Here is a 20,295-nt window from a genome sequence, read left to right on the forward strand (position 1 = left end):
TTCCCAACACTACTTCCGCATGATCTCGTAGGAGCCCGTTCGCCTGCATCTGGCCAACGAATTAGACAATCAGTCGACAGCGATGCAAGCGGCTTGTTCGGTGCTGCGCACAAACACCTTTCCATCACTGATCGCTGGCATCGACCAGCACTTGCCGGTCAAAACGTCCTTGCGAGCGAGTTCGTGGTATCCCGATGGATCTGCTTTGACAATCGCGACTTCGCCGGCGTCTGAAAGCACCACCAACTTGTCGCCTGCCAGGATACAGTTGCCCGGTCCAAACCCACGCTCGGCCCACTTGATTTCGCCGGTTGCCAATTCAACACATTGCAGCGGAGCGGTCCCGTACTTCTTGAATTCAAAGAGACCGTACAGGTGACCGTCGTGAACGACCGGCGTGCTCCAGTGATTCATCAACTCGTTTGACTTGAACCAGACTTCGTCCGCAATCGCGGTGCCGTTTTTCTTGAAAACGCCTGCGCCGACGCCGTAACCGGCTGAGCAGTAGACAAGATCACCATCGGTTACCGGCGAAGCTGCTGTCGATGTACTGAACGGGAACTGCGCCCGCCACAGTTCTTTGCCCGAATTGGCGTCGACCGACACCAAACCCGATTTAGCAAAGAAGATCACCTCATCACCGCCATCACCTTTAGCAACCGTGGGAGTTGCGTGCGTGATCGTTTCGTCACCCGATTCCCAGACATTCTTTCCGGTCGTCTTTTCAAACGCTAGAAACGACTTACCCGCTCCGCCGCCGCCTACAATCACCAAGTCGCCAGCGATCACCGGTGATGTCGCGTTCAACCACGAAATGTTTCGGCCATCATATTCCTTGATGACGTCGCGTTTCCAAACGAGCTTGCCTGTCGCGGCATCAAAACACTGCAACAACATGTACGAATCGTAAACATAGACTCGGCCGTCATCGACCAAAGGTGTCGAGCGAGGTCCGTCGCCGCCACGGTTGTCTTTCGTGCCCGCACCGCCGCCGCCCTGCTCGTAAGCACTGCTACCCATCGGCACAGCCCACAACTCTTTCCCGTTGCTGGCGTCCATCGCCACCAGCGTTTCTTTTTCGTCGCGTCCGATGACCGTGAACGCACGACCGTCAGCGATCGCAAACGAACTGAACCCCAACGGAGCCGGCACGGTCCAAACGACGTTCAACGAATCACCGATCGACTCTGTTGATTTTCCATCGCCTTGGTTACCACGATACTGATGCCAATCTTCGGCTCTGGCGAACGACGCAGCCACGGCAACGGCGGTAGCTGCACAAGCAAAACGGAACAATTTCATGGTCAAAGCCTTTTCGGCGCTGGGCGAAAATGGTGGGAGACTTGAAAACACTCGGCTCGATCGATTTCAAGCTCTGTGGTTTCGGGCTCCGTAGTTTAGTAAAACCAGCCCGTCTTGGTTAGCCGTTTCGCGGCACCCCAAACAATGAATCTCCACCAAGGAAACTGCCGCATGGATCCGTTTTTAGAAGCCGCCATCGACGAAGCCCGCCAAGGACTTAGCGAAGAAGGCATCCCTATCGGCTCGGTGCTCGTCATCGATGGCGAAATCGTCGCCCGCGGCCACAACCGACGCATCCAAAAAGGCAGCGTGATCTTGCACGCCGAAATGGACTGTCTGGAAAAAGCCGGTCGACGAACCGCTGCGGATTACTCGCGGTCCATCCTGTACTCGACGCTGTCGCCGTGCGACATGTGCAGCGGCGCCGCCCTGCTGTACAAGATCCCCAAAATCGTGGTCGGCGAAAACCGAACTTTCCAAGGCCCCGAATCCTACGTCCGCAGCCGAGGCGTGGACCTAGAGATCCTCGACGATCCTGACTGCATCGCCATGATGCAGTCTTTCATCGCCGAGCGACCGGAACTGTGGAACGAAGACATCGGGCTGCCGAACTAGAGCCTATCGGGCGTTCTTCGCTCGCAGTTGTTCCAAGTAATCACAGCCCTTCCAGGTCAGAACCAACGGGCCTTTGTCGGCGAGCGTTTGGGAACCAAGTTCGACGAAGCCTGCATCGGCTAGCAGATAGACGTGATCGACAACCGCATCACGTTCGTACCCTTCGATCGGAATCGTTCCTTTAAACATACGGTGGCCCTTGCTCTCGACAAACAACAGCAACTTGTAAACCAAAACCATGTCTCGCTTCATCGAACGTCTTTCCAGTCAGGGCATCGCTCAGCATCAGACACGCGAAATCGCCATGTCTCAGGCCCCCTAGAGTCGGCCGGCACCAACAATCCCGCAAGTGCAATCACGACCGCCCATGACATCGACTCTACTCTTATCGTCACTCTTGTAGTCACGAACCTGCTATCCGCCTTGGCTCATTAGACACGGTCCGCGTCCTTGGCATGCCCCCCACCTAATTAGCAGCGACCTACAAGATCGCACTCAAAACAGCCTAAACAGGCCTTCCAAGCCCCCCCCCAGAAGTGACGCAACACGCGATTATTGTCGTAAATCGATGCCAATATCGTTGTTAACTCACGCAGCCTACGTAGACTGGGAGCTCTGTCGTCGATTGACATCTGCCCACCTCACGGCCCCTTCGTGGAATTCAGTAATGCTTCGGACTTTGATTTGCTTTGGCTTGCTCGCTTGTTTTGCTTCGACTCAAGCATCCGCTGCGTTTGTTTTGGATTTCACATCCTCGACGGAGGGCTTTACGGCAAGCAGCGCTGCATCTGTCGGTTTTGCCGGCGGTGTATTGCAAGTCGTCGACGCGCCGGGCGGTGGTGAGTTCTTCGAAGACTCTTCCCGAGCAACGAGACTTGATTTTTCGTTTGCTTCACCGCTGGGGGTCGAGCTCAATGCCGCGGCAGCCAATGGTGGAACGATTTCATTCGATATCTCCATTGCCGAAAGCGACATCACTTGGGCCGGAGCTGGACGCCCTGGCCTGCTGGAAATGCAACTTACCCTCGACAGTCCTGGTCGCGATACGGAAGTGGAGTTGTTATCCGTTCCTTCCGTTGGCGGAACAACAACGAGAACTTTTTCCGCGAATATCGTTCCTGGAATCGGCCAGCAGTTCAACGGCACCAACGACAGCATCAACTTCAATACGAGTCCGGGTTCTCTATACATCGGCCTCAAAGATCAAGGCGACTTTATAACGACTGCAACCTTCTCGATCGACAACTTTACAGTCTCGGCGAATGCCGTCGCCGTGCCCGAACCTTCATCGCTTGCTCTGGTTGCCATCGGTGGCGTCGCAGTCGCTGCCCGTCGTCGCAAGTCAGTCAAAGCGTCCGTTTAATCAGCTAACTGAATACAGTCCTGAATCCGCTCCAGCGCCGGACCCTCATGAAATCTTTGCTATCGGGCATCATCGCGACCGCGGTGATGCCCTTTCTTTTTGGTGCCTCGTCGCTCGTCATCGCTGACGAAACACCCACCATTTCAAATCGATCCGCGAAGGCTCGGTTTGATTACGAGTTGATTTTCGACAGCGACTTTTCGAAGCCACAGTCGATCGATCCCAAAGTAGGACAATGGCGCCGCGAGACGATGCGGGACAGCAACAATTCCGGCCAACATCGTCAAGGGGAAGGTCGTCGACACGCTGCTTGGTATGACAAGTTCGCGGACGAAACGGCATCGGTTGAAGACGGTGTCCTGGTCCAACGCGGGTTCGTTGCCGATTCGGAACTAGACAATTTCACCAGCCGCGATTCCGGTGCAAAACCTCGCAACCATCTCTACACCGATCCCGATCCGAAAGACGCGGCGCTCGGGGAAGTGAATTTCGCGGACTTCGAAATCCACACTTCCTGGTTCGATACGTTCGCCGCCAAGTCAGTCGATGGAAAGCAAGTTCCCGTCCTACGCACTGACGAACTGCTGCCGAAAGACAAGTTCTGGGGACAAGACGGAAAGACAGACACTCTGTCGCCCAACATCACTTTCGAGCCAGGGACGTTCTTCGAAATCACAGTCAATTTCGAAGACATGGAAGCACTCGCTCACCGTCATTCGTTTTGGCTGATGCCGGCGAGCGAACAGGGACTCGCCTACGACAACGATCCAGCAAACGGACTGGAAATCGACATTTACGAACACGAAATGGTCGTGGCGAAAGACCAAGTTCCGGCCGGCGGCGACAATCCCAACGAAGTGATGCTGATGAAGTGCATCGGCGGAAAAACCACACCGCCTTCGACCTTCAATGAACTGCACCCCGACGGAAAAACATCGATTCATTCGCCGGGGATCAATCGAGGTTGGCACAAAATCGGATTTCTGTGGACCAACGAGGTGGTGATGTGGTTCATCGATGGACAAGCTGTCGTGCGAGATCGCAAGTTAGTACCGCAAGTGCCGATGTACTTGATTCTCTCACGCGAGGCGAACACGGGTGCCGGACAATCCGGCGACGCACAAAACTTGAAAGCCGATGGTGACAAAATCCCCATCGATGCCGGCCTGTATGGTCGCAACGTTGCCACGCCAGCCAATCGCGACCTGATCAAACAAGGCCGTGACGAAGTGAAGGTAAGAAGCGTGAAAGCATGGAAACTGACAACACGCTAAGAAAATAGTCGTTGCAACGCAAACTCGCAGGCTGCTTTTACGAGATCCGTCACTGCAAGTTCCTAAAACGCCGAGATCACTTCAAGTTCGGCTTTAGTAATCAACGACGCATAGACTTCGATGTCGATTTGTTCCGAGATGAAGTGAGTGCTGCCGTCGGCCAGATTGATTTGCAACCCGCCGGGGTGAAACGAGTACGCTTCGTTGTTGTTGGTTTTGTTGATTGCCCATGGTCCCGAACAGCTCAAACCATCGTCGCTGAATCCATGCAGTGGGATAAAGTTCTGAGGGTCAGCCCAACCGCCACCCTTCGCTCGCCCATTGGCGACGTTCAGATTGCCGCAACCGTTGTCGTTCGTCGACGGTCCTAACCGGCCATTGACATAGAACTGGGGTCGACCGGCATCCTCGGTCAACAGCATCGTGTTTGACAATCCGTCGAAAACATCACGCATTCGCGTGACACTTCGGTTGATCAAACCAAATGGTTTCTTTCTCCGTTTGACGAACCCCGCGTTCATGATCGTCGACGTGACCACACCATGGGGAACATAATCCGTTGTGGCAGTCATGACTCCGCCACCCGCACGATCGAGCAGCCCACTAATCGGCGTACTCGGGCACGTGTACGTCGACACCTTTTTATCAATCGTGTCATGGTTGCGACTGTTATTCCAATCGACACTGAAATCATAGCTACTAAAAAGGTCAACACGTTCAAGAAACGGCATGATGGCAACAGCCCAAGTATGGCCGCGATTGGGCAAGGCTTGACGCGGAAACATCTTGTACAGCGAATGGTAGTTCTGGGCGGCAAGGCCGATCTGTCGCATGTTGTTCGAACATGACATGCGACGCGTAGCTTCACGGGCCGCCTGAACAGCCGGCAACAACAGCCCAATGAGCACTGCGATGATCGCAATCACCACCAGCAATTCGATCAGAGTGAATCCCACGCGTCGACTTCGAACGAGATTGCCAATCACCAAAACCGTGCCTCACTCTACCGGTGAACCGAAGAACCCAGCCCAACAGTCTAACGCATCCGCGAACCGCTTTCGCGCAGCGAGTGCCTGAATAGCAGGAACCACAAAGCTCGCCGAATGATTCGGTTAACACCGCATCATTGAAACGTCAATCCTGCACAGACGTCATTTGCATCGTATCAGCGATTCCATAAAAACGGTTCGCGCTGCGGCATCGTGGGATCGCGTACCACTGATCACCCAACTGTCCCACAACGATTCGAGATCCGTACTCGCGACCGTCGTATCCTTCTGCCACCACAGCAACGCACATAAACTTTTCAGCGTAGTAAGTGCTCACCATTTCCAAACGCAAAGCGACAACTCGTCTGTCGTCGGGATCAAAGGCTTCACTTGCGACGACGCGCACAGGTCGATTCGGATTCATTCGCTTTGGCAATTCGTAGACCGTAAACGATTCCTCGCCGTGACTGAATTTGGTTTCATGCAGACACTGGGCAAACTTCTGCAGCGTGTCGACCGAACCGTCACATACACCCAAAAGCAGATGTCGAACAAAGTCTTTGGGTGATTCCATTGCACAGCCACGAAACAGAGCGGAGGCAGCATCTTCGGGGCTGGACGCGCCTTCGCGATCGAACGTAAACGGAGCGAGAATCGGGTCTGCGACTGCGGCATTCAAGCGAACCCCGTAGGTCATCGTGGCAGCAACAATCACGGCCATCACCGTGCATGCGATGGAAAAACTGCGGCGCTTCATGGTTGTGATGCCCTTAAAAAAGTGAACAAACGACGCTTGTGTTCGCCCGACCGAAGCGAGCGACGATACCACGGAACTTTAACCGACAAGTGAACTCAAATGGGACAATTCAAAGTGTAAAGCAAAGATCAGACAATCGTGGCTTGGCGAACTGATGGGTATATTGATCGCTTCGCCGAAAATTTTCGGATGTGGTGGACCCTAGGAAGACCGAGAAATTGATGCCAATCCCGAAGTGTTTGATTCGAAGCGCCGTTGGTTTCGGACTGTGGTTGGGAGTGATCGGTTGCTCAACATCTACCGTACCAACGCCCGACAAGGACTCCGCTGCTGCAAAAGTCAAAACGCCGACTATCGAAAAGTCGGAATCCGTTGCCCCGCCACTCGGCGATCAGCCCCCATCAATCGACGTACTGATCCAATCGGCGGAAGAAGCTTTGGCCGCCGGCCAGTGGGACAAGGCCAGAGAATCGCTGCGGCGCGGACTACTGATCCAACCGGACAGTTCGCGGCTACGATTCTTGTCTGCTCAAGCCGAGGCGAACGACGGAAACCTTGACGAAGCGATCGCGATTCTGGCTTCGATTGACAATAGCGATCCCGATTTTGGCATCGCCTCCCTGGGGCAAGCGGCACAGTGGTTGGCATCTGCAGGACGCGCGACCGAAGCCAGAAACATGTACGAAAAAACGCTCGAGTTAGCACCCGATGTCGACTTCCTGCGTCACCAGTACGCTGCGTTCCTGAACTTTGTCGGCTGGCGATACCGTGCCCGCGACGTGCTCGAGCCGCTTGTGAAGTCCGGGCAAGCTAACACGGCCGAACTTCGGTCTCTTTTGGACGTTTCGAATTCGTTTGCCGCGACCCAGGCGACTAGCACGAGCGGAACCGCCAACCGCGAGGGGCCGCTCAGCGAATCACTCGGACGGCTAAGCCATCGCCAGCCTCGGATCGCCATTGAGATTCTGCAAGCGATGTTGAAGCAAGGGTTGATGGATCGCGAATCGACAACCGACGCGGCAATCGCAGCCGGGTTTGCCGAGCTTCAACAGTTTGACGAAATGGCACAATGGCTCGACGACTCGTCACCGGACGTCACCAACAATCCGATGTACTGGCGAACGATCGGCGACCAGCGTTTCTTTGACGGCCGCGCTGACGAGGCCGTTGCGTGCTATCTGAAATCGATCGATGGCGACTGTACCAACCCGATTGTCTACGAACGCCTGACGGCCGCAATGCTGCGACTGGGCGACGATCCGTCCGCGCGACGCATCGACGGACATCGCGAATTGTTGCTGTCGATTTCACAAGTTGCCGAAGCGATCGTGACTCAAACACCAAGCGACGACAGCCTTGCCGTTGAATTGGCGGACAAGTTGGAACAAGCAGGCCAACCAGACCAGGCGGCCGCTTGGTTGTCGTGGTTTCGCACTGAGTATCCCGAGTTGGTGAATTCGGCTGCGTTCGATCGCGAGATCCTGCGGTTGAGGAGTATCGATGCCAACACTATCGAGACGCAGCGGTTTGTCGGAATCTCGCCGAAGGCCTATCCAGAACCGTCGGCGATCAAGCTACCTACAAACGATGGCTCTGCAACGAAAGAGTCTTTGGCAAATACCGACAAACGTCCATTCGTTCGGCAACCAACGCTCGCCACCTTCGTCGATGTTGCTGAAAGCACCGGTTTAGTTCATGAGTATAAGAACGCCAATCCAAAACGCCTCTACAACTTCCGCATCTTCGAAGGCTTGGGTGGCGGCATCGCAGCGTTTGACTTTGACCGCGACGGACGCGTCGATTTCTATTGCAGCCAGGCCGGTTGCGAGCCGCCGTTAGGTCTTAGCAGCGAGTCCAATCAACTCTACCGAAACCTTGACGGACACTTCCGCAATGCCACCGAAATCGCCTCACTCGTCGACCGAAACTACACCCAGTGCGTAACGACGGGCGACATCAACCAAGACGGTTTTGATGACGTGCTTGTTGGAAATTTGGGTTTCAATCGCATGTTGATCAACCAAGGTGACGGCACCTTTCGCGACATCAGCGAGTCGGTTGGCTGGACAAACCCCGATACGGCCCATTGCACGATGGGGCTAGCAATCGCGGACATCACAGGCGATGCGATTGCCGATGTAGTCGAAGTCAACTACGTCAATTCGCCGTTGATGTACGAACCGTCGCCAGTCGGGCCTGATGGTGGGCTCGTTAAAATACCAGGGCCACTGCACTTTCCCGCCGAGGTGGACCGTCTTTGGATTCAAACACACGATGGCAAGTTTGAGCCAATGAATTTGGGCGAGACCGCTACGTCGGCCGGCCACGCACGAGCGGCCGAGTTTGGTGACTCTGCGAATCCAGGACTGGGAATGATCATCAGCAACTTTGACGACGATCCAGCCAATGAAATTTTCGTCGCCAATGACGCGCGGCCCAACCAATTGTGGAAGCAGCAGCAATCGGCGAAGCAGCTAAGTGCTGACGACAACGAGTTGTCCTTCGAAGACATCGCCGTTGCCCGCGGTTGTGCCGTCAGTTCGCGAGGCGAGGCGTGTGCCTGCATGGGTGTGGCGTGGGCCGACTTTGATCGCAACGGATCGCCAGACATGATCATCACCAATTGGTTCGACGAATGGCTGAATTTCTACCTGGGTGACTCAAGCGGCAACTTTCGTGATGTCGCACCGCGATTCGGCTTAGACAAACTAAGCGAAAACTTACTCGGGTTTGGTTGCCAGGCAATCGACTTTGACAACGACGCGACCGTTGATGTCTTTGTCGCCAATGGTCATATCGACAACGTCGCGGGCGCTAAAACTGCGTTGGCGATGCCTGCTCAATTGATCCAAAACCTTGGTGATCGATTCTTGTTAGCCGAGCAGTCGGCCGAAACGTTTTGGCAGCAAAACCATGTGGGACGGGCTGCGATCACCGCCGACCACAATCGCGACGGACAAATGGACATCGCGGTGGTCGACCTGCTGGCGCCGGTCGCCTTGTTAGAAAACCAAACACAAACCAACAACCACTGGATCCAGTTCGTGATTGTCGGCGTCGAAAGCGAACGTGGGGCGATCGGCACACGAATCGAAGTGTCGCAGGGAACCGAAAAACAAGTTGCCGTCACGGCAACCGGCGACGGGTACCAGGGACGCAGCGAGGCCGTTGTACCGTTCGGCCTTGGCTCGTCCGAGGCGCCGGTTGGAGTCAAGGTTATATGGCCGTCGGGAGTGGAAAGTTATTTGCCAAGCTTGCGCCCCGACACGCGATACTTGATCGTCGAAGGGCAATCCGAACCATGGGCCGACCACCTACGCTGATCGTTTTTGACTTAGCTTGAATGAGCTTCGGCAAGTGGGATGCTCCGAACGCGCAATCGCTTTGTTCACGCCGCATGGAAGGATATTTGGTCGGCGGATTTTATTTCAAATATATTTGAAGATTCCGTCAAACGAGCCGCTACCTAGAAAGCAGACTGCTGTTTACTATTCATGAATGACGACTCGATCACGCTGAACGGGTCTCACTTGGAACAATCTTACAATAGTGAATGCCCAGAGCGCGGACAATCATTCGATGAAGTCTCTTTCTGCCTTTTGCTGAAACAGCAATGAGACTTTCCGGTTGTCGCCTTGCTCACTCTGTAGATTCCGTTCGCGATTAGCCAAATAAAACGATCCCGGTTGTCGGGCTCTTCTGGTTAAGTTTCTGTTTCATCTTTTACTATTTTGGAGAAGTGTATGGTTCAAACTGCGCGCCGCCGTTCGCACGGCGGTTTTACCCTGGTCGAGCTACTAGTGGTCATCGCCATCATTGGCGTCTTGGTTGGTCTCCTGTTGCCTGCGGTTCAGGCCGCTCGTGAAGCTGCACGCCGCATGAGCTGCAGTAACAATTTCAAGCAAATCGGGCTTGGTCTTCACAACTACCACTCGGCATTCAACCAGCTTCCTGCGCAATGTGCTGGCCCGCACGTCGCTGGTCTTGCCTACACTTCTGATAGCGTCTTGGCTGCCAACAACAAGCTTAGCTTTTTGGTTGGCTTGACCCCGTTCCTTGAACAACAAGCCATTTGGGAACAAATCTCGAATCCCGGCGGCATTGGCTTGGCGTTAAACGGAAACCTCACTGGCTTGTTCCCAGCAATGGGACCGTCGCCCGACACCGACCCAGGTGCGAACAACACCGGTGGCCGCAACTACACGCCTTGGTTCAACGAGCTGCCAACGCTTCGCTGCCCAAGCGACCCAGGCGTCGGTCTGCCGGCCCAAGGTCGTACGAACTACGCCGCCTGTCTTGGTGATGCAATCGACAAGACTCACGAAGGTGCCGGCGTTCAGCAAGCAAACGGCGTTTGGCCACTCAACGCGACCACTGCTGAACAAGCTCGTGCTGCTTGCCGTGGTGTGTTCATCCCCTACCAAAACACCAAGTTCCGCGACATCCTTGACGGACTGTCGAACACGTTGGCCTGTGCCGAAATCGCAACCAACTTGGGTGACCGAGACGTTCGAACCGACCCTGTTGTGAACACCGGTGTTCGCAACCGAAGCGGACAAGCTGGTGAACTAGGAAACCTGCTCGCCTGTGACGTCAGCATCGACCCGCTGCGTCCAAATTTCTGGGTCTCGACCGTCGACACTCTTTCGATCAACGCCGCCGGAACCGAAACTTGGCGTTCACGTAGCGCTCGCGGTTACATGTGGGCCTATGGTGGTCCAGTAACAACCGGCTTCAACACAATGCGTCCACCAAACAAAGCAACTTGCTTGGGATGGCGTGGACTGCGTGAAACGGGTGCTTTGCCACCATCAAGCTATCACCAAGGTGGCTGCCACGTTTTGTTCGCTGACGGTGCTGTCAAGTTCCTGACCGACTCGATCGAAGCAGGCAACCAAAGCTCACAACCGGTCAAGTTGGGCAACGTTGCACCAGCTCCTGTACCTGGTGCTCAAAGCCCCTACGGCTTGTGGGGTGCTTTGGGTACTCGAGCAAGCAAAGAAACGATCTCAGAAGAACTATAGTCTCGGACGACCGTTCATCACTTCGCCAATCCGCATGCCCCGCCGATCACTTGGTCGTCGGGGCATGCTTCTTCGTTAACATCAACCTGCAAGTAGTTTAAACGTGAAAAAGTTAGTATTGCTAAACGCCCTGTTCGTGGTCATGTTCGCATCAATCACCGGATGCTCGGAACCGAAAGCCGGCGTTGTCGCTGATCCAGCAGAAATGGACCAGTACATCACACCCGAAGGTGTTGATTTGTCGGCCGAACAAAGCCCCACCACCAGCAAGTAGTCGGCGTGTGCTGCGAGCAACCGCAAGGTGTCTGATTTGAATTCCATTGACATCGATGCCATGGACTCAGTTTGCTCGTTCGACGAATGACTCTGCAATCGCTTAGCCAGCCAAACGGAATTCCCGAGGTCAAATCCTCGAAAGCTCCGCTCGGCTTGGCCGGATGCCAGCCCACAGGGATCGGCCAACCATAGCCCGTGCATCAACATGAATGGTGTCGGCGAACTTGTGACCGAACGCAATTCAATTCCGCCATTGCGAAAACGAAACAGCGTCTCTTCGCCTTTCTAACGAAGCAATCAACCTCGCTTAGCGATCAGCGTTACGCCTTGCGACGACGACGGACAAACACCGCAACGCCGCTTGCCAGAACAAATGCCAGTGAACCGGGTTCAGGAACCGCACTGATATTCGTGTATCCGATGTCCCTAAGGATGCCGACTTCGATGGCACTGATCACACGAGTATCTAAGCCCGAAGCAACGGCGCCCTCGTGATTCATCATTTTCAACGCATTGCCATTGGTACCGTTGAAGAAATCCGTATCAAGGTGCGAGCCCGACGATCCGCCCAACCACGTCGCTGGCGAATAAAGCGGCACCGGGTTTCCACCGTTAGCCAGTACAGCGTTGGGGCCGTTGAACAACAGCCCGTCAACGGGCCCTGCGCCGCCTACCGACGCAGCGTTCCAACGGGCAGTGTCCAGTGCAAACGTTCCATCGATCAACGCGCCCGTGGAGTCGGCAACAAATTGATCAAACGTTGTCCAAGCGGTTGGTGCGCCGATAGGATCGCTGAACCCACTGCTGCCGTCTTGCCCGATGCTGGACGCAAAGCCGACGGCGTGCAGCAATTCGTGGACGGCTGTCGAAAACAAGTCCAACTCGCCGGGCTGAAAATCATCAAACGGCTCCCACTGAAAGTTGGCAAAGTTCCAATTGACCGTTCCGTCGGCCAACGCTGGCGATGGGTCCGCTGCATCACCACCAAGAATCTTGGTCCTAACATCGCCAGACGAGACGAATCCGTTGGTAGCAACCGACGCGCTAAAGTTCGAGCCCGCCGAGGCGAGTGTATTCGGCCCTGTTTCGCTGCCGTTGACGTCCATGTTGATGGTTGCGGTGTAGTTTTTGAAAAAACCGGCTAGATAGTTCCCCGCATTGGTCAGCCCCTGGCGACGATCGCTGCCCGTCTGTCCATTCGCGTTGAATCCCACGCCCAAAGCATCAGTGAAGTTGAAGTCAAAAATGACTTCAGCTTGCGCCGGTTCCGGCGTATTCATCAGAAACCCAGCGGCAATCAGCATGAAAAGCCGCTTGCGCAATTTTGAAACAACTGCCTTCTTATGACACATCATTTGACCCTGAGAAAAAGCCATTTAAAAACGGGAGCCTTGGCGAAAGCCAAGTAAGACGCACCGGTCGTGTCAGCAGCGAAGAAAGTGCGTGCTAGGCAAGATGCGGAGCGATAATATGCACCGGACTGCCGGTAAAAGCAACTACGCAAATTCGTTCATTTGACGCGGTTTTTACGGAAGTAAAGAGCAGTTCAGGCTTATTAGCGGCGTTGCCAACAAGCCTGAAATAGCATCGGAAATGCGTCCTTTGCCAATTCTGCCTTTATGGATCCCGCCAGCCATCCGCGGCCGATCGGTTCAAGGAACTCGCGATCGTCTTCCCCATCAACCGCGCTAGTCCGAAGTGACCGGTAATTTCAGCACAGGCTCAGTCCGCACAAATTCAACAACTTCCTCAAGTCTCTCGCTCGTCTGCTCGTTCCAGGCGTTCAGGTGTTTAATTTGCAATCTAAGCGTTTCCATTCGACGCTTCAACTCCCGATTCTGTTGGTGCTGGTTCAACGAAACAAAAACGAGTGCCGCAAATGCGATCAGCAACAACAGCGACCGAATCGAAAAGTGTTTCTTTACGAGCGGCGTATCGGCAACGATCAGTACTGCAGCTTGCGTTTGGTTTCGATTCATAGAAGTGTTTCAGATGGTAGGCGGTCGTCCTGACCAAGAACGTAGGCTTTCAAAGTCTGTGCCGTCCGCCATGGGATGATAGAGCCGTCCGCGTTCGGCTAGCTTTCCGCCCAGCAACGCCAGTGGCACGATTAGAACACAGCTCATCACGTGAGTCCAAAAATATGGGGCATCGACCAGCCAAGGAACTGACATTGCAACATCAGCGACCAGATAAATGCAACCGGCATAGAACGCGTGGGCGATGCACCTGTATCCAGCCAAGCGCCCGGCAAGATAGCCGCACAACAGAAACGGCGGCCACACAAATGCAGGAAAGAAAATGGCGTTGAACAAGATCGTCGAGCCTTCGTTGCGATCAAACAGCAACATCCAATAAATAAAAATAAACAGGCCCGCCATTGCCGCGAGAACCAAGGAAATCGCCAGCGTGGCGACAGGTGCGAACAGCACCGCAGGAATAGAAATCGCTGCGGAAACAGTTCCTTGAACGTTCGATCCGAACGGGCGATACGGATTTTGCATAACAAGTACACCGGTGGAAGGAAAACAGCGCAGCCTTGGAAAACGCCAAACATGAGACGCTTCGAAATAGGCTGGATTTACCTAAACGATGGGCGTGTAAAATCGCCAACTCGAACAGAAGCTCGCTACAACTGCTGCATTTCGAACAATGGCAGTGACAGTTTTAAATCGAGTGTTCCGATGCTTAATCAACCGAGCATCACCGGGGATCTCGTTAAAGAAAAGAACTGTCGCGTAAAAAACTTTACTGCTGGCTTTCGCCGAAATAAGTTGCCAGCACGTCGTTCCATTTGGGGCTGGACGTTTGACGCAGCAAGACTTGATTGATGGGTTCGCGCAGCGGACTGTCGCTCGGCAATGCGAACGCGTAACTCTGCCGCTCGAATGTGGTTGGCAACACGTAGGCGTCGCCCGACCATTTTCGATAGGTCTCGTGCTGCAAGATCGGCGCGTCGTAAACGACGGCGTCACATTGGTTGGCCACCAGACTGGTCAGTGCCGAGTCAACGTTGGGAAATCCGGCGAACAAGATATGCCGAGACCGCAGATAATCGGCCGACGTGGAACCGTTGACTGTTGCGACTTTCACTCGCGACAAATCGGCGGGGCCGCTGATGCGTGATCTCAACTCCGTCAACGTCAGTGCCGACGTGACCGCCGCGGTGAAACCAGCGATGATGAACAGACCGGCGAACATCCAAATCAATCCGATCAATCGACCGCCCAGCGTCCTGGGTACTTTGTCACCATAGCCGACGGTCGTGATCGTCACCGCCGCCCACCACATGCCGGCAGCGATACCTCGAACCCAACCTTTGTCGAACTGCTCGCGATTCGCCTTACGCTCGAACAGGTAGATTCCCACCGCGCTGACAAACATTGCCAAAACCAACCCAGCAACAATGCGGATGAACGTCGGTGAGAAGACTGCGTCTAGGATTCCGAACCATCCGGATCTGCGTTGCTTCGCACCGACCGCAATGCCCAAACCCGAGGTGTGAAACGAGTGCGTGAAGTCCATGCGTTTTTCACGTTCATAGTTGACCGTGATCGCAGCGGCGGCCAAGTCGACTTCCGCCGCCTCGACGGCGTCAAGCATCTCGCCAAGCGACAATGGCCGGAAGTCGATTTCAATGGTGTGGCCAGATTCGATTTCCAGTTCGGCTTTGACCTCACGCATCAAATCGACGCTGATGCCGGTCCATTGACCGTCGTCGCTAAGCATCGCAAACGGAGGGACCTCGCGGACAGCGACACGTAGCGTTTCTGGTACTCCCAACCGGACCGGATCATCAGTAGGACCGTTGTCGCGAATGTTATCCTGAGCCAGCCCGATCGCCTGCGCAAAAAGGACTACGCCTAAAAACGTAATACAGACGCTTACGGTGTTCGCCTCGATTGGACTGCCTCGCATCGATTCATTCTCCTAGATAGCGATAGACAAGTTCATCCCATGAATCGCTCTCGCGAAAACGCAGCAACTCTTCGTTGAAGCGTTTCCGCAGCTCGCTATCCCTCGGCAGCGCGATCGCATACTCCTGGACATTGAATAAGACGGGCAAAACGTCGATTCGGTTTGCGAACTCGTCACTTGCCAAATACTTTAACAGCGCGGCGTCATAAACCACGGCATCGGCGTTGCCAGAATCGACCGCACCGATTGCAGCACGAGGTGACTCGTAAGCACGAAAGAAGATGCGACGTTGACGAAGATAATCAGCACTCGTGCTCGCATCGACCGTCGCCACTCGCACATGATGCAGGTCCGTCGACCGATTGATTCCAACATCGAGCTGCCCGACCGTCAGCACAGATGTGATCACGCCCGTCAGAATCGATAGCACGATCAAACTGGCGAACATCGCCAGCGTCGCCAGCAAACGCCCCATCATGCTAACTGGAATGATGCTCTTGTTTCCGAGCAGCAAAATGATCGACCACCAAATGCCCATGCTTAGGCCTTGTCGGCGCTTGCCACCGAACATCGACGTGTTGGACTTGCGTTCGAACACCCAAAACAGAAATCCGCAAACCGCAACGGTCAAAACCATTGCGGCGACAATCTTCAACAAGCGACTTGAGACAATGCGTTTGAGCACGTTCCAAGGGCTCGAATGATCGCGCGTGCTGATCGCGATCCCCAGCCCGGTCGAGTAATGCGGATGGCAAAAATCGACGTGTTCGAGTCGTTCCGACGTGACGCTAATCGCTGCGACGGCAGCATCCAATTGCCCCTCTTCCAATCCCTGCAACATTTCGCCAAGCGTCAGCTCCTGAAACTCGTATTCCAGTTTCAGTTCATGGGCCAAGTGTTCCCAAAGTTCGATGCTGATTCCAGCCCACGAACCGTCAGAGTTCTTGATCGCAAACGGAGGACTTTGCTTGGTGCCAACTCGCAAGACGACAGGTTCGCCAACCTTTTCTGAGACAACGATCGACTCGGTTGCTTCTTGGGCGCCGGCTTCGATGCAACTACCGAACGCTCCGATTAGCAACGTCGCAATTAGCAACGTCGCAATTGGAAGCCAACGCAGCTTGGACAGGATCATTGCAGTCTCTGGCATGGTAGTGAAATCGACGAGCATCTCCAGTCACACGATCGTCCGCGGCGAATGATTGGTCGCCGGAGTGTAACAGAATCTCGCAGTCAATCGAAATCGATGACGATCGCATCATCTAATTCACGGCGAAACGGAAATCGCAACCGTGGATCCGAACACGACCTCCCCTTCGTCTGTTCCTCAACACGCGTGCAGCGAATTGCTACCCGTCGTTTTCCGCTGCAACGCAAACGCGGACACACGGCAACCCATTTCGATAGGAAGTCACGATCACATCCGTACCTGCAACTAGCAAACTTCCATCATCCGAAGTCACCGAAACGAGATTTCCGTCGATGATCGCATCACCGATTGGACGCAGCGGAGAGGATGTTGTGCCAGTCTTGCCGACGAGCTGGTGTTTTGGCACGCCAAACGAAGTCGGTCCATCGTCAACAAGCGGATGAAGAACGATTTGAGGAAAACCGAATGACCATTCACGTACCAAATAGGCGGCAGCCCAAAGCCCAGACACCCCGCCATCTAACTCGCCACCAATGACGAGAGCGAGTGCTAAACCAGCCCCAAGCAGCAACGCAAAAACTCCCCAAACCGCAAAATTGAAGTACCAGCAAAGCAACAGTACGCCAGCCATCAACGCCAACACTCGGCGGCGAGCAGACGGAAGCCGAGCGGCGACGTCCAGATTGGTTTCAAGGTCGCTGCGGGAAGCCCAACGATTGAAATGCCAAATGAACAACGCCAGCGCAACGGCGACCAAAGGTAAATCAACGAACGGTGCAAATGCGAATCGGTTCATTGCGTCATCTGCTGTCGGTGAGTTGTTTCGTGATAGTCACGACGCAAACGCAAGGTTTCGGCTTCCGAAACCGGCATGAAACGGCGACAAACGACAAGATGCCCGTCCCGAAACAGCAACGCTAACATTGCCAATAGCCCAACCGCCGTCACGACGAGAGATAGCGCAATAACACTCGCAGGTCCGGCCGAAGCCCACAGCACCAGCGGAACGCCAATGAAGTACATAACGATCAGCGTTATCCGAGACCGCAGTGGCCACTTTACACCGAGCGTGTTACCGCAGGTCTCGCATGCTCGCAGCCCAGACCAATAACGCAACATCGAAACACGGTCTTCGCATATTGGGCATCCACCACGGCATTTTGCGTCAGGCGATTCGGCACACGTGGTTGGCGGTGAGTAAGGATTCACGATGATTCAATTGCCTGCTCGCGAAACGGCTAGTACAGCGTCGATCCACAGTAGTAGCGTCGAATAACGATCCGGCGAACAACGAATAGTTGCAAAACGTTGAAAATCTTCAGCCAAATCAACCACGAGGTCAACGCATATGATTCCAGAAAATCGGTCACACCGAAGGCAAGGAAGAGGATCGAGTATGCGATTTCAAGCCGACTGTTGCGGTGCATCCAATAGCGCCGGATCACCAGCCACGAAAGCACAAACCAGACCGTCCCTTCGGCAATGTTGAACCAGTGGTAAAGCTCGTTAAAAAGATTGTTGCCGCTAGGTGGGTAACGCCACCAAGTTCGCTGAACCAATAAGTCGATGAGATCGGTCATGAAGCCAAGCTTACCGTGGGCACACCGGCGTTGCGCAGGCTGTCATTGGCTACGGAAACCGCCGCATGGCCATAAAAAAAGCCCGCGAGCTGGATGCTTGCGGGCTTTTGCGTTGACGACGTTTGTTTGGTTCGCCCCGGGCGGATTAGGCTTCGGTCTTTTGAGCGCTGGCAATTCGGTCGGTTGAATCGACGAAGGGGTTCGACTGGATCGCGCCGAGCTTTGCGGGATTTGGCTTGGCACCACTGTGGTGCACGCACGGGTTGCCGCATGGCTGGCTGAACGATGGGCTCGGCGTTGGCACGATCGGTTCAGCGAACTCGGTACGCAAGCGGCTGTTGTAGTTCGGGCCAGCTTGGACCATTGGCGGCGAGGCGAACGGGCTCAGGCCGTACGGACGAGCGTGACGGGCGCCATAATAGACGGGGGGGTTGGTGGCAAAGTAGGGTGGTGTACGGATCGAAGTGGAGTACCGAGCTCCGAATGGTTGATAGAATCCATAGGGAGCGAATCCGAACTCGCCGAAACCTTGAGCCGATGCGGTTCCTGACTGCAGGACGCTTGAGCCCAAAAGAGAAGCGGCAACCACCGCAAGTGCTGCCACGAAATGCTTGTTCATCAAAAAACCTTTTGCGTACCAAAATGGGATGGAGCGATCACGTTTGGCCAAAACCGTTTTTGACGTTCACGTCCCCACGCGACTGATCAGAATGCGACTAACCACAATTAAGGCTAGTTACCCCCTCTAACTGTTTCAACCATCACTGGCCGAGAATCCGTTGTTTTCGTCGCCATCGCTGCCACACCGCCGCTCGCCGCACAATCTCGATCGAAATATTCAGTTTTGAACATCACCTGTCTGATTCATTCTCTCGACGGCGGGGGAGCCGAACGCGTCATGGCGGGTTTGTCGTCTCGCTTGGCAGGTCGCGGGCATGCGGTGACGCTGTTGACGCTGGACAGAGGAGAATCCGACCGCCACTTGGTCGATCCGTCCGTCAGTCGGCGAATGCTTGGCGTGATGGGCGAGACCCGGTCATTGATCTCGGCGGTGGCAAATCTGCGCCGGCGCGTTCGCGTGATCCGCGCGGCGATGGTGGACTCATCGCCCGACGTGGTGCTGTCGTTTTGTGACCGCACCAACATTTTGGCTGTGATGGCGGCGCGTCCGACCGGCATCCCGATCGTGATCAGCGAACGCAGCGATCCGTCGGCCCAGTCGCTTGGCCGAGCGTACGGTTGGCTAAGAAATCGGATGTATCCAAAAGCCAATCGCATCATCGCGCAGACCGTGGACTCGGCCGAGTATATCGAGACGCTACTGATATCGGCTGGCCGCCGCCGAGTGACTGGCCCGGTCGACGTGATCCCGTCGGCGGTTGATACACCATGTGCAACGTCCGACCGAAGTGTGGCTGTTGCCAATCGCCAGGTCGTGTCGGTTGGACGACTTGAGATCGAAAAGGGATTCGACCGATTGATCGATGCGTTCGCGCCGGTCGTGAAGCGATACCCGGACTGGAAATTGCAAATCATCGGCGAAGGCTCACAGCGCGGCCCGCTGGAAAATCAGATCCGGCAACTGGGACTGACATCGTCGGTTTCGCTGGCGGGTTGGATCCAGCCCGTCTGGCAACCGCTTGCCGCGGCCACCATTTTCGTATCGTCCAGCCACTACGAAGGATTCCCGTCGGCGCTGATGGAAGCGATGGCGGCGGGCGTCCCAAGCGTTAGCGTGGATTGCCCCAGCGGGCCCCGCCAAATCATCTGCGACACCCTGAACGGGTTATTGGTGCCCAATGACTTGGCCGGAATCACGGCTGGAATCGAGCGAATGATTGTGGACTCGACCATGCGTGAAGAAATCGGCGAGGCCGGCCGCGACGTCCTGACCCACTTCGGCTGGCCCACGATGGTCGACCACTACGAACGCGTGCTGGCGGAAGAATCAGGACGCTAACGAGTCTGGCCGGCTTGCGTTAGAATAATAGAGTCGGCGTTATGACACATTGCTGACAGAACTGACCGCTTCGAACCGCTGCGCAGG

General features: G+C 55.0%; 20 protein-coding genes. 7 read left to right on the forward strand and 13 right to left on the reverse strand.

Features of this window, described 5'->3' with window-relative positions:
- Positions 1 to 69: 69 nt before the first annotated feature.
- Positions 70 to 1,302: a PQQ-binding-like beta-propeller repeat protein gene (locus Poly59_RS21885; protein ID WP_146536256.1), complete on the reverse strand. Its 1,233-nt coding sequence runs from the start codon at positions 1,300 to 1,302 to the stop codon at positions 70 to 72.
- A gap of 171 nt (positions 1,303 to 1,473) precedes the next feature.
- On the opposite strand from Poly59_RS21885, the gene Poly59_RS21890 reads away from it, so the two are divergent.
- On the forward strand, positions 1,474 to 1,917 hold the full coding sequence (locus tag Poly59_RS21890) for a nucleoside deaminase (protein ID WP_146536257.1): 444 nt from the start codon (positions 1,474 to 1,476) through the stop codon (positions 1,915 to 1,917).
- Positions 1,918 to 1,920: 3 nt separating this feature from the next.
- Here Poly59_RS21890 and Poly59_RS21895 read toward each other — a convergent pair whose 3' ends face one another.
- Entirely contained in the window at positions 1,921 to 2,169 is a 249-nt protein-coding gene (locus Poly59_RS21895) for a DUF2513 domain-containing protein (protein WP_146536258.1), read from the reverse strand.
- A 415-nt stretch (positions 2,170 to 2,584) separates the two neighbouring features.
- On the opposite strand from Poly59_RS21895, the gene Poly59_RS30285 reads away from it, so the two are divergent.
- Together Poly59_RS30285 and Poly59_RS21905 are read left to right on the forward strand one after the other, a co-directional pair.
- Positions 2,585 to 3,280 carry a PEP-CTERM sorting domain-containing protein gene (locus Poly59_RS30285; RefSeq protein ID WP_246151846.1) on the forward strand — a complete coding sequence of 232 codons (696 nt, stop codon included), beginning with the start codon at positions 2,585 to 2,587 and terminating at the stop codon, positions 3,278 to 3,280.
- A gap of 47 nt (positions 3,281 to 3,327) precedes the next feature.
- A complete protein-coding gene (locus tag Poly59_RS21905; protein WP_246151847.1) occupies positions 3,328 to 4,554 on the forward strand; it encodes a glycoside hydrolase family 16 protein in 1,227 nt (408 codons plus the stop codon).
- 62 nt (positions 4,555 to 4,616) lie between these two features.
- On the opposite strand, the gene Poly59_RS21910 is transcribed toward Poly59_RS21905, so the two are convergent.
- On the reverse strand, positions 4,617 to 5,510 hold the full coding sequence (locus tag Poly59_RS21910) for a DUF1559 domain-containing protein (RefSeq protein WP_246151848.1): 894 nt from the start codon (positions 5,508 to 5,510) through the stop codon (positions 4,617 to 4,619).
- Positions 5,511 to 5,688: 178 nt separating this feature from the next.
- Complete coding sequence (locus tag Poly59_RS21915) at positions 5,689 to 6,300, reverse strand: hypothetical protein (protein WP_146536259.1); 612 nt, start codon at positions 6,298 to 6,300, stop codon at positions 5,689 to 5,691.
- Between the two features lie 221 nt (positions 6,301 to 6,521).
- Here Poly59_RS21915 and Poly59_RS21920 point away from each other — a divergent pair, with 221 nt between their 5' ends.
- From Poly59_RS21920 to Poly59_RS29725, 3 genes are all read left to right on the forward strand, one after another.
- On the forward strand, positions 6,522 to 9,623 hold the full coding sequence (locus tag Poly59_RS21920; protein ID WP_146536260.1) for an FG-GAP-like repeat-containing protein: 3,102 nt from the start codon (positions 6,522 to 6,524) through the stop codon (positions 9,621 to 9,623).
- Positions 9,624 to 10,043: 420 nt separating this feature from the next.
- Positions 10,044 to 11,324 (forward strand): DUF1559 domain-containing protein, encoded by a 1,281-nt coding sequence (locus tag Poly59_RS21925; protein WP_146536261.1) that lies wholly within the window; start codon positions 10,044 to 10,046, stop codon positions 11,322 to 11,324.
- 103 nt (positions 11,325 to 11,427) lie between these two features.
- Positions 11,428 to 11,598, forward strand: a complete 171-nt coding sequence (locus Poly59_RS29725; RefSeq protein ID WP_186776442.1) for a hypothetical protein — start codon at positions 11,428 to 11,430, stop codon at positions 11,596 to 11,598.
- Between the two features lie 322 nt (positions 11,599 to 11,920).
- Here Poly59_RS29725 and Poly59_RS21930 read toward each other — a convergent pair whose 3' ends face one another.
- From Poly59_RS21930 to Poly59_RS21970, 9 genes are all read right to left on the reverse strand, one after another.
- Positions 11,921 to 12,904 carry a PEP-CTERM sorting domain-containing protein gene (locus Poly59_RS21930; protein WP_186776443.1) on the reverse strand — a complete coding sequence of 328 codons (984 nt, stop codon included), beginning with the start codon at positions 12,902 to 12,904 and terminating at the stop codon, positions 11,921 to 11,923.
- A gap of 384 nt (positions 12,905 to 13,288) precedes the next feature.
- The gene (locus Poly59_RS21935) at positions 13,289 to 13,579 is read right to left on the reverse strand and encodes a hypothetical protein (protein WP_146536263.1); all 291 of its coding nucleotides are present in this window, start codon (positions 13,577 to 13,579) and stop codon (positions 13,289 to 13,291) included.
- 9 nt (positions 13,580 to 13,588) lie between these two features.
- Positions 13,589 to 14,104, reverse strand: a complete 516-nt coding sequence (locus Poly59_RS21940) for a hypothetical protein (RefSeq protein WP_146536264.1) — start codon at positions 14,102 to 14,104, stop codon at positions 13,589 to 13,591.
- A gap of 244 nt (positions 14,105 to 14,348) precedes the next feature.
- Positions 14,349 to 15,518, reverse strand: a complete 1,170-nt coding sequence (locus tag Poly59_RS21945; RefSeq protein WP_146536265.1) for a transporter substrate-binding domain-containing protein — start codon at positions 15,516 to 15,518, stop codon at positions 14,349 to 14,351.
- Between the two features lie 4 nt (positions 15,519 to 15,522).
- Complete coding sequence (locus tag Poly59_RS21950; protein WP_186776444.1) at positions 15,523 to 16,668, reverse strand: transporter substrate-binding domain-containing protein; 1,146 nt, start codon at positions 16,666 to 16,668, stop codon at positions 15,523 to 15,525.
- A gap of 199 nt (positions 16,669 to 16,867) precedes the next feature.
- On the reverse strand, positions 16,868 to 17,464 hold the full coding sequence (locus Poly59_RS21955) for an NfeD family protein (protein ID WP_146536267.1): 597 nt from the start codon (positions 17,462 to 17,464) through the stop codon (positions 16,868 to 16,870).
- A complete protein-coding gene (locus tag Poly59_RS21960) occupies positions 17,461 to 17,877 on the reverse strand; it encodes a hypothetical protein (RefSeq protein WP_146536268.1) in 417 nt (138 codons plus the stop codon). Before Poly59_RS21960 ends, Poly59_RS21955 begins: the two co-directional genes overlap by 4 nt.
- Positions 17,878 to 17,906: 29 nt before the next feature.
- A complete protein-coding gene (locus Poly59_RS21965; RefSeq protein WP_146536269.1) occupies positions 17,907 to 18,248 on the reverse strand; it encodes a hypothetical protein in 342 nt (113 codons plus the stop codon).
- A 145-nt stretch (positions 18,249 to 18,393) separates the two neighbouring features.
- Positions 18,394 to 18,867, reverse strand: a complete 474-nt coding sequence (locus tag Poly59_RS21970) for a hypothetical protein (RefSeq protein WP_146536270.1) — start codon at positions 18,865 to 18,867, stop codon at positions 18,394 to 18,396.
- A 225-nt stretch (positions 18,868 to 19,092) separates the two neighbouring features.
- On the opposite strand from Poly59_RS21970, the gene Poly59_RS21975 reads away from it, so the two are divergent.
- The gene (locus Poly59_RS21975) at positions 19,093 to 20,208 is read left to right on the forward strand and encodes a glycosyltransferase (RefSeq protein ID WP_146536271.1); all 1,116 of its coding nucleotides are present in this window, start codon (positions 19,093 to 19,095) and stop codon (positions 20,206 to 20,208) included.
- Positions 20,209 to 20,295 lie beyond the last annotated feature (87 nt).

This window comes from Rubripirellula reticaptiva (assembly GCF_007860175.1).
Lineage (GTDB): Bacteria > Planctomycetota > Planctomycetia > Pirellulales > Pirellulaceae > Rubripirellula > Rubripirellula reticaptiva.

Excerpts from the sequence above, each read along its gene's own strand:
- Poly59_RS30285 (WP_246151846.1), top strand. The coding sequence starts at position 2,585 with ATGCTTCGGACTTTGATTTGCTTTGGCTTGCTCGCTTGTTTTGCTTCG.
- Poly59_RS21925 (WP_146536261.1), top strand. The coding sequence starts at position 10,044 with ATGGTTCAAACTGCGCGCCGCCGTTCGCACGGCGGTTTTACCCTGGTC.
- Poly59_RS21940 (WP_146536264.1), bottom strand. The coding sequence starts at position 14,104 with ATGCAAAATCCGTATCGCCCGTTCGGATCGAACGTTCAAGGAACTGTT.
- Poly59_RS21920 (WP_146536260.1), top strand. The coding sequence starts at position 6,522 with ATGCCAATCCCGAAGTGTTTGATTCGAAGCGCCGTTGGTTTCGGACTG.
- Poly59_RS21890 (WP_146536257.1), top strand. The coding sequence starts at position 1,474 with ATGGATCCGTTTTTAGAAGCCGCCATCGACGAAGCCCGCCAAGGACTT.
- Poly59_RS21885 (WP_146536256.1), bottom strand. The coding sequence starts at position 1,302 with ATGAAATTGTTCCGTTTTGCTTGTGCAGCTACCGCCGTTGCCGTGGCT.
- Poly59_RS21950 (WP_186776444.1), bottom strand. The coding sequence starts at position 16,668 with ATGCCAGAGACTGCAATGATCCTGTCCAAGCTGCGTTGGCTTCCAATT.
- Poly59_RS21965 (WP_146536269.1), bottom strand. The coding sequence starts at position 18,248 with ATGACCGATCTCATCGACTTATTGGTTCAGCGAACTTGGTGGCGTTAC.
- Poly59_RS21930 (WP_186776443.1), bottom strand. The coding sequence starts at position 12,904 with ATGCTGATTGCCGCTGGGTTTCTGATGAATACGCCGGAACCGGCGCAA.
- Poly59_RS21945 (WP_146536265.1), bottom strand. The coding sequence starts at position 15,518 with ATGCGAGGCAGTCCAATCGAGGCGAACACCGTAAGCGTCTGTATTACG.
- Poly59_RS21955 (WP_146536267.1), bottom strand. The coding sequence starts at position 17,464 with ATGAACCGATTCGCATTTGCACCGTTCGTTGATTTACCTTTGGTCGCC.
- Poly59_RS21970 (WP_146536270.1), bottom strand. The coding sequence starts at position 18,867 with ATGAACAAGCATTTCGTGGCAGCACTTGCGGTGGTTGCCGCTTCTCTT.
- Poly59_RS21895 (WP_146536258.1), bottom strand. The coding sequence starts at position 2,169 with ATGAAGCGAGACATGGTTTTGGTTTACAAGTTGCTGTTGTTTGTCGAG.
- Poly59_RS21935 (WP_146536263.1), bottom strand. The coding sequence starts at position 13,579 with ATGAATCGAAACCAAACGCAAGCTGCAGTACTGATCGTTGCCGATACG.
- Poly59_RS21915 (WP_146536259.1), bottom strand. The coding sequence starts at position 6,300 with ATGAAGCGCCGCAGTTTTTCCATCGCATGCACGGTGATGGCCGTGATT.
- Poly59_RS21905 (WP_246151847.1), top strand. The coding sequence starts at position 3,328 with ATGAAATCTTTGCTATCGGGCATCATCGCGACCGCGGTGATGCCCTTT.